This window comes from Streptomyces sp. HUAS TT7 (assembly GCF_051550175.1).
Lineage (GTDB): Bacteria > Actinomycetota > Actinomycetes > Streptomycetales > Streptomycetaceae > Streptomyces.
Map to the genome: position 1 here is coordinate 4384261 of NZ_CP196175.1, position 11423 is coordinate 4395683.

The window sequence follows — 11423 nt, forward strand, 5'->3', positions numbered from 1 at the left end:
GCCAGTACGCCACTGAGCCCCGGCACCCTGTGAGGGGGCCGGGGCTCAGTGCTGAGCGCGGTGGGACTAACCCAGGCCGGAGGGCCCGCCGAACGGGAAGCTGCCGCCGCCCCCGCCGCCCATCGTGGTCAGCGTGACCGGCTGGTTCGGGTCGGCCATGGTGCCCGAGCCGGGTGTGACGATCGCGACGCGTGCCTTGTCGTCGTCCGAACTGCCCGGCGTGAACTGGATGTTGCTGAAGCCCGCGTCGTTCAGCACCTGCTCGGCCTTCTTCACGGTCTGGCCGACCAGACCCTGCGGAATGGCGACCTGGCCGCCGGGCGGAGTCTGGCTCTGCGGGCCCTTGGAGACCTTCAGGACGATCTGGACGTCCTTGGTCTGGTTGGTGTTGCCGGTCGGGGTCATCGAGACGACCTGGTTGAGCGGCTTGTCCGCGGAGTCCACGTCCTGGCGGGACACGTTCGTGAAGCCGAGAGCGTTGAGCTGCTGGACCGCGGTGTTGTAGTCCGAACCCGTCACATCGGGCATCTTCGTGGTCTGCTTCTTGGCGATCTCAAGCGTGACCGTCGAGTTCTTCTCCGCCTGCGAGCCGCCCGTCGGGTCCTGGGTGACGACCGTGCCCGGCGTCGAGCTGGACTCGACCTCCTTGGTCTTCACCTGGAAGCCCTTGTTCTGGAGCAGCTGCGTGGCGCTGTCCTTGTCCTTCTGCGTGACGTCCGGAACCTCGATCTTGGGCGCGCCCGTGGAGACGGTGACCGAGACGGTCTCGCCCTTCTTCATGTTGCCGTTCGCCGGGTTCTGGGTGCAGATGTTGCCCTTGGGCTGGTCGGCGCACGGCTCGTTCTTGGTCACGGACATCTTGACGCCGGCGTTGGTCGCCAATTTCTCCGCGTCGCCCTGGCTGCTGCCGACGAGGTTGGGCACGTTCACCGAGGTGCTGTCGGCCTTGCCGCTGAAGACGGACCTGCCGATCAGGATCGCACCGACCAGCACCAGGACACCCGCCAGGATCAGCAGGACCGTCGAGGTGTGGGACTTCTTCTGGCGGCGCCGGGCGGGGCGGTCGTCGTAGCCGTAGCCGCCGTCGTCCGGATTGACCGGCGGCAGCATCGAGGTCTGGCCCGCGCCCGGGTCGGCCGGGCGCAGCGCGGTGGTCGGCTGATCGTTGTTGTAGCCGTTGTTGTAGCCGTCGTACCCGTTGCCGTAGCCGACCGCGCCCAGGGTGGCGGTCGCGGCGACCGGCTGACCGTCCAGGTAGGCCTCGATGTCGGCGCGCATCTCGTCGGCCGACTGGTAGCGGTAATCGGGGTCCTTGACCAGCGCCTTCAGGACGATGGCGTCCATCTCGGGCGTGATCTCGGAGTCGAAGTTCGAGGGAGGCTGCGGCTCCTCGCGTACGTGCTGGTAAGCCACGGCGACCGGCGAGTCCCCGACGAAGGGGGGCCGGACGGTGAGCAGCTCGTACAGCAGGCAGCCCGTCGAGTACAGGTCGCTTCGCGCGTCGACCTGCTCGCCCTTGGCCTGCTCCGGGGAGAGGTACTGGGCGGTGCCGATCACGGCGGCGGTCTGCGTCATCGTCATGCCGGAGTCGCCCATGGCGCGGGCGATGCCGAAGTCCATGACCTTGACCTGGCCGGTGCGCGTCAGCATGACGTTCGCCGGCTTGATGTCGCGGTGGACGATCCCGTTGCGGTGCGAGTACTCAAGCGCCTGGAGGATGCCGATGGTCATTTCCAGGGTGCGCTCGGGCAGCAGCTTGCGCCCGGAGTGCAGCAGCTCACGCAGGGTCGAACCGTCGACGTACTCCATCACGATGTACGGGATGGAGACGTTGTCGACGTAGTCCTCGCCGGTGTCGTAGACAGCGACGATCGCCGGGTGGTTGAGCGAGGCGGCCGACTGGGCCTCACGGCGGAACCGGGCCTGGAAGGACGGGTCGCGGGCGAGGTCGGCCCGCAGCGTCTTCACGGCGACGGTGCGGCCGAGCCGGGTGTCGTGCGCGAGGTAGACCTCCGCCATGCCACCACGGCCGAGCACCTGGCCCAGCTCGTACCGGCCGCCGAGGCGACGCGGCTCTTCCATAGCTAATCCAGCCCTCTCCGTCTGTCCCGACCGTACCCATGGGTGGTCCGGCGGTGTGCTGTTCGCGCATACGCTACCGGGCACCGCAAGCCGATCAGCTCGCGACCGCCACCTGATACCGGACCGGTACAGGGAGCGTGTGATGTTTCACGTGAAACGAGCGACCGTTTCACGTGAAACGGCCCGGATCACTTCTTGCTGTCGAGCACCGCCTTCATCACGTTCTTGGCGATGGGGGCCGCGAGCTTGCCGCCCGCGATGTCGTCACGGGTCGTGTCGGAGCCCTCGATCACCACGGCGACCGCGACCGGGGAGCCGTCCCCGGACTTGGCGTAGGAGATGAACCAGGCGTACGGGTTGCCGTTGTTGTCGACGCCGTGCTGGGCGGTACCGGTCTTGCCGCCGACGGTCACGCCGGGGATCTGGGCGTTGGTGCCGGTGCCGTCGGTGACCACGAACTCCATCATCTTCTGGAGCTTCTGGGCGTTGGCGGCCGACAGCGGCTGGCTCATCTGCTCCGGCTGGGTCTTGGAGAGCACGTCCACGTTGGGCGCCTGGAGCTGGTCGACCATGTACGGCTTCATCAGCTTGCCGTCATTGGCGACGGCGGCGGCGACCATGGCCATCTGGAGCGGGGTCGCACGGTTGGACGCCTGCCCGATGCCCGCCATCGCGTTCTGCGGACGGTCGTCCTTCGGGTAGACGCTGGCGTCCGTGCGGACCGGGTTGAAGATCTGCTTGTTGAAGCCGAACTTCTCGGCCTCGGCCTTCATCTTGTCGTTGCCGAGATCGTCGCTGATCTTGCCGAAGACCGTGTTGCAGGAGTACTGGAGAGCCACCTTGAGCGTGGCGTTCTCGCAGGGGATGTTGCCCTCGTTGTCCAGGTTCTTGGTGGACAGCGGCAGCTTGAACGGCATCGGCGAGCGCGTCGGCGCCTCGATGTCGGAGTACAGGCCGTTCTCCAGGGCCGCAGCCGCAGTGACCACCTTGAAGGTGGAGCCCGGCGGGTAGGTCTGGCGCAGTGCCCGGTTCAGCATGGGCTGGTTCTTGTCGTCGAGCAGCGTCTTGTAGGCGCTGCCGTCCTTGTTGCTGCTGCCCGCGAACACCGAGGGGTCGTACGAGGGCGTCGAGGCCAGCGCGAGGATGGCGCCGGTCTGCGGGTTGATCGCCGCGACCGCGCCCTTCTTGTCGCCGAGGCCCTGGAACGCGGCCTTCTGGGCGGCGCTGTTCAGGGTGGTGACGACGTTGCCGCCCTGCTTCTTCTCGCCGGTGAACATCGACAGCGTGCGGTCGAAGAAGAGCCGGTTGTCGGTGCCGGACAGGATGCCGTCCTCGATCTTCTCCAGCTGGGTGGCGTCGAAGATCTGCGAGGCGTATCCGGTGACCGGCGACCACATGGCGCCGTCCTTCCAGACCCGCTTGTACTTGAAGTCGGTGCCCGAGGTCTCCGTGGAGCCGGTGATCGTCTGGCCGTCGGCCGTGATGATGTTGCCGCGCTCGTGGGCGAACCGCTCGATCTGGACGCGGCGGTTGAAGTCGCTCGCGTTCAGCTCGTCGGCCCGGACGTACTGGAGCCAGTTGTCGCGGATCATCAGCGAGAGGATGAGCAGCCCGCAGAAGATCGCGATCCTGCGCAGGGGCTTGTTCACGGTCGGACCACCTGGGTCATCTCGGCGTCGGGGGACGGGGCGGGGGCCGGCGCGGGGCGGCGCGCGGTGTCGCTGATCCGGATCAGGATGCCGATCAGGGCCCAGTTGGCGATGACGGACGAACCGCCCTGCGCGAGGAACGGCATCGTCATACCCGTGAGCGGGATGAGGCCCATCACACCGCCGGCCACGACGAAGACCTGGAGCGCGAAGGCGCCGGAGAGGCCGATCGCGAGGAGCTTGCCGAACGGGTCGCGGGCGGCGAGCGCGGTGCGCACGCCGCGCTCCACGATCAGGCCGTAGATCAGCAGCAGCGCCATCATTCCGGCCAGGCCCAGCTCCTCGCCGACGGTGGAGAGGATGAAGTCGGCGTTGGCGGCGAAGCCGATGAGGTCGGAGTTGCCCTGGCCGAGTCCGGTGCCGAGGGTGCCGCCGGAGCCGAACGACAAGATCGCGTCGCCGATCTGCTGGCAGGCGCCGGTCTTGTCGGTCTTGTAGCAGGCGAACGGGTCGAGCCAGGCGTTCACTCGCGACTGGACGTGGGGCTCGAAGGAGGCCACCGCCACCGCGCCGACCGCCGACATCAGCAGACCGAACACGATCCAGCTGGTCCGCTCGGTGGCGACGTACAGCATGACGACGAACAGGCCGAAGAACAGCAGCGAGGTGCCGAGGTCGGTCTCGAAGACGAGGATCAGGATCGACAGCGCCCAGATGACCAGGATCGGGCCGAGGTCACGGCCGCGCGGCAGGTACAGGCCCATGAAGCGGCGGCTGGCCAGCGCGAGCGCGTCCCGCTTCACCATCAGATAGCCGGAGAAGAAGATCGCGATGATGATCTTCGCGAACTCGCCGGGCTGGATGGTGCCCAGGCCTGGAATCGAGATCCAGATCTTGGCGCCGTTGACGGCTGGGAAAAACATCGGAACGACCAGCAGGAACAGCGCGACCGCCATCGAGATGTACGTGTAGCGCTGCAGGATGCGGTGGTCCTTGAGCAGCAGCAGCACGCCGATGAACAGGGCGACACCGATCGCCGTGAACAGCAGCTGGTGGGGGGCGTCGGGCGAGAACTTGCCCCATGCGCTCTTCGCGCGCTGGATCAGCCGCGGCGACTGGTCGAGGCGCCAGATCAGCACCAGGCCGAGCCCGTTGAGCAGCGTCGCCAGCGGCAGCAGCAGAGGGTCGGCATACTTGGCGAACTTGCGCACCACCAAGTGCGCCACACCCGCCATCAGGCCCAGACCCAGACCGTATCCGAGCATGCCGGAGGGAAGCTTGCCGGTCATGGCAAGCCCCACATTGGCGTACGCGAACACCGGGATGGCCACCGCGAAGATCAGCAGGGCCAGCTCGGTGTTGCGGCGGCTCGGTGCTTCGATCGCGCCAATGGTGGTCGTGTTGGTGACAACGCTCATGGTGTGGAAAGGCCCCCTACGGCTGCCTACTGCTTACCGCACTGCGAGACCAGCTTCTGCTCGTCCTCCGAGAGGCTGGGGCCGGGTGTGGGAGATGCGGTGGTGGTGGGTTTGCTGGACGGGGCGCCGGTGGCACCCGTGCCGGGCTTCGAGGCGTTGTCGCTCTCGGCGGCGCGGCGCGCCTCCTCCTTCTTGCAGGCGGACGCCTGTGTCGCGAACTCCGTGATCTTGGCCTGCGCCTTGTCGAGGCTGCTCGCGGTGATCGTCGAGTCGATCTGGTTGCGCTGGTACTGCGGGAGGTACTTGAGTTCGATCTCGGGGTGATCGGTCTGCACCTTGGAGAGCTTCACCCACGCCAGGTCCTGGCTGATGCCCCGGTACAGCGCCACGTGCGGCGTGCCGTCGCTGTTGGTGCCGATGTAGTACTGCGTCTGCGTCCAGCGGTAGCCGCCGTACAGACCGCCGCCGACGACCGCCAGGGCCAGCACGATGTACAGGGACCGGCGGATCCACCGGCCCTTGCCGCGCCGGCGCGGCTTGACGAAGTCCTCGTCGGTGTACGAGCCGAAGGCGCCCTCGGGCGGACTGCCGTAGCCGCCGCCGTCCTCACCGCTGCCGGGCGGGCCGAAGCCGCCCGGGGGCGAGGGTGCGGGACGGCCGAGCCCGGAGGCGCGGCCGGCCGGGGTCTGCATGGCGCCGCCGTCGTTCAGCTGCAGCTGGTTCTCGGCGACCGCGCCCACGATGACCGGGGTGTCGTTGAGCTGCCCCGCCAGGGTGTCCCCGGAGTCGACGTCGAGCACATCGGCGATGATCACCGTGATGTTGTCGGGGCCGCCGCCGCGCAGCGCGAGCTGGATCAGCTCCTGCACCGTCTCCTGCGGGCCCTGGTAGCTGGCGAGGGTCTCCTCCATCGTCTGGTGCGAGACAACGCCCGACAGGCCGTCGGAACAGATCAAGTACCGGTCGCCGGCCCGCACTTCACGGATCGAGAGATCGGGCTCGACATGGTCGCCGCTGCCCAGCGCGCGCATCAGGAGCGAGCGCTGCGGATGGGTGGTGGCCTCTTCCTCGGTGATGCGGCCCTCGTCGACCAGCCGCTGCACCCAGGTGTGGTCCTGGGTGATCTGGGTGAGGACGCCGTCGCGCAGCAGATAGGCGCGCGAGTCGCCGACGTGCACGAGGCCGAGGCGCTGACCCGTCCACAGCAGAGCGGTGAGCGTGGTGCCCATCCCCTCCAGCTGGGGGTCCTCCTCGACCATCATGCGCAGCTGGTCGTTGGCCCGCTGCACGGCGGTGCCCAGCGAGGTGAGGATGTCCGAGCCGGGTACGTCGTCGTCGAGCGTGACAAGGGTGGAGATCACCTCGGAGGAGGCGACCTCACCGGCGGCCTGACCGCCCATGCCGTCGGCGATGGCGAGGAGACGGGGACCGGCGTAACCGGAGTCCTCGTTCCCCTCGCGGATCATGCCTTTGTGCGATCCGGCGGCGAAACGCAGGGAGAGAGTCATGCGCACCTCGCCTGTCGGCTCGGGGTACAGCCGGTCATGTCGAGCCACACTGCCCACCCTCCGGTCGGGAGCCCGTCCCGGTCCCTGGGGACCGCCGCGGCTCGCTCGCTCCGCTCGCTCATTGTCGTACTACTTCCGCAGCTCGATGACGGTCTTGCCGATGCGGATCGGCGCGCCCAGCGGAATCGGGGTCGGGGTGGTGAGCCGGGTCCGGTCCAGATAGGTGCCGTTGGTGGACCCGAGATCCTCGACGATCCAATTGCCGTCCCGGTCCGGGTAGATCCTGGCATGGCGGCTCGATGCGTAGTCGTCGTCCAGGACGATCGTCGAATCGTGCGCCCGGCCCAGCGTCACGGTCTGGCCCTGGAGCGCGACCGTGGTGCCGGTGAGGGTGCCCTCGGAGACGACCAGCTTGGTGGGGGCGCCACGGCGCTGCCGTCCGCCGCCACCCTGCTGCTGGCCGCGCTGGGGCGGTGGTGCGGCGGCCGCGGCGGCCTGCCTGCCGGTCTGCTGCTGCCGGTTCGCGTCATTGCCCCGGCGCGAACCGCGCTGGGTGACGCGCGTACCGAACAGGTCGCTGCGAATGACCTGGACGGCCACGATGACGAACAGCCACAGTACGGCGAGGAAACCCAACCGCATGACCGTGAGGGTCAGCTCTGACATTGCCCCCGCTTCACCCTTCGGCTTGCCGGTAAACGATGGTGGTGCTGCCCACGACGATCCGCGAGCCGTCGCGGAGCGTAGCGCGGGTGGTGTGCTGCCCGTCCACCACGATGCCGTTGGTGGACCCGAGATCCTGGATCGTCGGGGGCGTTCCGGTCCGGATCTCACAGTGCCGGCGCGAGACGCCGGGATCGTCGATCCTCACATCCGCATCGGTGCTGCGGCCAAGGACCAGAGTCGGGCGGGAGATCTGGTGGCGGGTGCCATTGATCTCGATCCAGCGTCGCACCTGGCCGTGCCCGCCCGGCATCGGCCCCGGAGCCGCCGGACGGCGGTCGCCGGGCGAGGTGCCAGGGCGGCCCGGAGGCGGCGCCGCGGGCATGGGCGGGGCGGCGGCCGGCGGGTAGCCGTAGCCCCCACGGCCGCCCTGAGGGGCCGCGGGCGCGGGACGCTGCGGGGCACCGGGGCCGGGGCCCTGGGGACCCTGCTGGTCGGTGCTGGACGCGAGTGTGCGGCTGCGCACCCGGTACAGACCCGTGTCGAGGTCCTCGGCCTTCTCCAGGTGCACCTTGATCGGGCCCATGAAGCTGTAGCGCTGCTGCTTCGCGTAGTCGCGCACCAGGCCGGACAGCTCGTCGCCGAGCTGGCCCGAGTACGGGCTGAGCCGCTCGAAGTCCGGAGCGCTCAGCTCGACGATGAAGTCATTGGGGACGACCGTGCGGTCCCGGTTCCAGATCGACGCGTTGTTGTCGCACTCGCGCTGGAGCGCGCCGGCGATCTCGACGGGCTGGACCTCGGACTTGAAGACCTTCGCGAAGGTGCCGTTGACCAGGCCTTCGAGACGCTGCTCGAAACGCTTCAGGACTCCCATGGGGCACCTCCTCCGTCGTTGCCGTCCTGGTGTTGCTGCCGGTTCTGCTCCGGGTCGCTCTCTTGGTACTGCTTACTGATCGTATCCACGCGTCGGGAAATCGGCTGGTTCCCCTTCTGTGCCTTGTGGACGAGTGTCACCTCTCACACGCACCTCTCGTACGGATCGTAGAGGTGGCTTCCCGACAGTGTCCCGCACCCGGGGTGCACTCAGGAGGAGCGGGTAACGATGCCGGGGGTTGCCTCTCTCCTGATCTGCTCCTCTCCACCAGGGTCGCCGGAAACAACGGATGTGAATCCACCCTGCGCAGCGTGCTAATCTTCTCGACGTCGCCAGGCAATCGCACCGAACAGTGAGAGAGCCCAGCACACCACTCTTGCGCGAGTGGCGGAACGGCAGACGCGCTGGCTTCAGGTGCCAGTGTCCTTCGGGACGTGGGGGTTCAAATCCCCCCTCGCGCACAAGTCGGAAGCCCCGCAGATCCCCGGATCTGCGGGGCTTCCTTCGTATGTCCAGGCCCTGTGCGGATGCGCACTCTCCAGGCTCCGTCTCACCATGCTCTGTCTCACGCGCCCGTCCCTTCCTCTGTTTCTTCTGTGTCATATGTCGCGTTCCGGAGCGGGCAAACCCCCGAGGGGCTCGGTGTGCCCTGAACAGATCGACTTTTGTCGCGGCGAGGCGCGACGAAAGAGAGCCGTCCCCGAGGGGGCGCGCTGCCTAGGGTGCGGGCGTGGATGTGTCATCGAGGGTCCGTAGCGGATGGCGCCTGCTGAAGGGGCCCGAGCCCTGGACGCGGCGCCGGATCACCGGCGAGGCCGCGCTCGCGCTCGTACTGGCCCTGATGGCGGGCGGAATCGGGCTGCTCACCGGAGGACCCCTGAGAGCCGCGGCCGTCGCCCTCGGCGTGGCGGTGCTGTCGCTGCTGCGCCGCTCCCTGCCCGCGAGCGTGCTGCTCGCGGCGGCCGCCCTGTCCATGGCGGCCGGCGAAACCGCCCCGCTCCTGATGGTCGCGGCCTGGTCCGCGGGGCGTCGCATCGTCGGCGCGGGACGTGCCCTCGCCGCTTTCACCGTCGCCTTCGCCATCTACCAGGCGCTCGGCGTCATCACGCTGTGGCCCATCGCACAGCCCATCCTCATGGGCGTCTTCAGCACCCTGTTCTTCCTGGCCGTGGCCGTCGTACCCGGCCTCACCAGCCGGTACTGGTCCCAGCGGCGCACCCTGCTGAGCGCCGTGCGGGAACACAACGCCCAGCTGCTCCGCGAACGCGCCATGGTCGCGGGCCAGGCCCGGCTGCGCGAACGTCAGCGCATCGCCCAGGACATGCACGACAGCCTCGGCCACCAGCTCGCCCTCATCTCCGTGCACACCGGCGCCCTCGAGGTCGACCCCGAACTGACCGGCCGCCAGCGCGAGGCCGTCGGCGTGCTGCGGCAGGCCTCGGTCGCCGCCATGCACGAACTGCGCGAGGTCGTCGGCATCCTGCGCGACGGCATCGAAGCCCCCGCCGCACCCGACGGAGCCCAGCCCGCCGCCCGCGGCACCGCAGGAATCCAGGCGCTCGTGGCGGCCGCACGCGCCGCAGGGAACACCGTGGAACTGCGCGCCGGCGGCGAGCCCCGGCCCCTGGCCGCCGCCGGCGACCATGCGGCGTACAGGATCGTCCAGGAGGCCCTCACCAACGCGTACAAGCACGCACCCGGCGCTCCGATCACCGTGGAACTGCGCTACGAACCGGACTCCTTCGTCGTCGAGGTCGTCAATGGCGTCGTCGACCGCGCGGCCGTCGACCAGGCAGGCGAAGTGGTCAGCGGAGGCCAGGGCCTCACCGGGCTGCACGAGCGGGCCCGGCTCGTCGGCGGCATGGTGCACACCGGCCCCACCGACGACGGCGGCTTCCGCGTCGCGGGCGTGCTGCCCTACGGGGCGGCCGAGGCCGCGACGTTCGTCGACGCCCCCGACGACTTCCGACAGCAGTCACCCGACCTGCCGCTCGGCGACGGTGGTCCGGTCGTGGACTGGAACATCGCGGAGAAGGAGCTGGGCATGGGCGGCAGGAACAGGGCCGGAGGCGTCGCACTGGGCTGCGGAATCGCCGTAGGGGCGGTGGTGCTGCTCGCGATCGCGGCCGGGGTGGGCCTCTTCTTCCTCGCCGGATCGGCCGAGAAAGGCATGATCGACCCGTCCGAGTACGAAAGGATCAAGGTCGGCACGCCCGAGGCGGAGGTCCGCCGCGAGCTGCCGAGCGGCGATACCGTGCTGACCTCCGGCCTCGCCGGAAAGGGCCCCGCCGAACCGGAAGGCTCCCAGTGCCTGGTCCTGATGTCCTCCGACACCGGAGAGGGCCTCAAGACCGAGCCGGTGTTCCGGTTCTGCTTCAAGGACGGCAAGCTGATCGAGAAGAAGTCGTACGAAGTGGCGCGCTAGCGGCGACGCGGGGCGGCCGGGGGCCGACTGGGCAGGCTCGCTCGGGTGCGGCCCGGCGGCGCACAGAACAGGATCAGGACAGGATTTGGGTGTGACGGGACCACGCATCAGGGTCGTGATCGCCGACGACGAGCCCCTCATTCGGGCCGGCATCCGCATGATCCTCACCTCGGACGCGGCGATCGACGTCGTCGCGGAAGCCACCAACGGCCGCGAAGCCGTCGAACTCGCCCGCTCCCACGCCGTGGACGTGGTGCTGCTCGACATCCAGATGCCCGAGATGGACGGGCTGAGCGCCCTGGCCGAGCTGCGCCGGACCGTCCCTGCGGCGCGAGTGATCATCCTCACCACGTTCGGGGAGCGGGAGAACGTCCTGCGCGCCCTGGAACACGGCGGCGCCGGATTCCTCCTCAAGGACACCGCGCCCGCCGAACTGATCCGCGCGGTACGCGCCGCGGCCGCGGGCGACGCCTACCTCTCGCCCGCCGCCACCCGGCACGTCGTCGACCAGCTCGCCACGGGCCGGGCCGCGGCCCGCGCCGACGAAGCCCGGCGCCGGGTCGGCGTGCTGTCCGAGCGCGAGCGGGACGTCCTGGCTCTGCTGGGTGAGGGGCTGTCCAACGCGGATGCCGGCAAGCGGCTCCACATGAGCGAGGCCACGGTGAAGACGTACGTCAGCCGCATCCTGGCGAAGCTGGACTGCGAGAACCGGGTCCAGGCGGCACTGCTGGCACGGGACGCGGGGTTGTAGGGGGGGCTGGGGCTGGGGCTGGGTTGGGCTCCGCTGTTTCACGTGAAACGACG

General features: G+C 69.1%; 8 protein-coding genes and 1 tRNA gene. 3 read left to right on the top strand and 6 right to left on the bottom strand.

The genetic code is table 11. From position 1 onward, the window contains the following. Positions 1-66 precede the first annotated feature (66 nt). The 6 genes from pknB to ACSHXC_RS19850 all read right to left on the bottom strand — a co-directional run bounded on the left by pknB (position 67) and on the right by ACSHXC_RS19850 (position 8194). Entirely contained in the window at positions 67-2082 is a 2016-nt protein-coding gene (pknB, locus tag ACSHXC_RS19825; RefSeq protein ID WP_438292817.1) for a Stk1 family PASTA domain-containing Ser/Thr kinase, read from the bottom strand. Between the two features lie 188 nt (positions 2083-2270). Beyond that, positions 2271-3731: a penicillin-binding transpeptidase domain-containing protein gene (locus ACSHXC_RS19830; protein ID WP_438292818.1), complete on the bottom strand. Its 1461-nt coding sequence runs from the start codon at positions 3729-3731 to the stop codon at positions 2271-2273. Continuing rightward, positions 3728-5149: an FtsW/RodA/SpoVE family cell cycle protein gene (locus ACSHXC_RS19835; protein ID WP_438292819.1), complete on the bottom strand. Its 1422-nt coding sequence runs from the start codon at positions 5147-5149 to the stop codon at positions 3728-3730. The genes ACSHXC_RS19830 and ACSHXC_RS19835 overlap by 4 nt, the downstream gene beginning before the upstream one ends. 26 nt (positions 5150-5175) lie before the next feature. Further along, a complete protein-coding gene (locus ACSHXC_RS19840; protein ID WP_438292820.1) occupies positions 5176-6657 on the bottom strand; it encodes a Stp1/IreP family PP2C-type Ser/Thr phosphatase in 1482 nt (493 codons plus the stop codon). Positions 6658-6786: 129 nt separating this feature from the next. After that, on the bottom strand, positions 6787-7323 hold the full coding sequence (locus ACSHXC_RS19845; RefSeq protein ID WP_161248201.1) for an FHA domain-containing protein FhaB/FipA: 537 nt from the start codon (positions 7321-7323) through the stop codon (positions 6787-6789). 10 nt (positions 7324-7333) lie between these two features. After that, positions 7334-8194, bottom strand: coding sequence for an FhaA domain-containing protein (locus tag ACSHXC_RS19850; RefSeq protein ID WP_438292821.1), 861 nt, complete (start codon positions 8192-8194; stop codon positions 7334-7336). Positions 8195-8572: 378 nt separating this feature from the next. Here ACSHXC_RS19850 and ACSHXC_RS19855 point away from each other — a divergent pair. The 3 genes from ACSHXC_RS19855 to ACSHXC_RS19865 all read left to right on the top strand — a co-directional run bounded on the left by ACSHXC_RS19855 (position 8573) and on the right by ACSHXC_RS19865 (position 11370). Next, positions 8573-8655 (top strand) — tRNA-Leu (locus ACSHXC_RS19855). A 269-nt stretch (positions 8656-8924) separates the two neighbouring features. Beyond that, positions 8925-10619, top strand: coding sequence for a sensor histidine kinase (locus ACSHXC_RS19860; RefSeq protein ID WP_438292822.1), 1695 nt, complete (start codon positions 8925-8927; stop codon positions 10617-10619). A gap of 91 nt (positions 10620-10710) precedes the next feature. Then, positions 10711-11370: a response regulator transcription factor gene (locus ACSHXC_RS19865; protein WP_398874448.1), complete on the top strand. Its 660-nt coding sequence runs from the start codon at positions 10711-10713 to the stop codon at positions 11368-11370. The last annotated feature ends 53 nt before the right edge of the window (positions 11371-11423 follow it).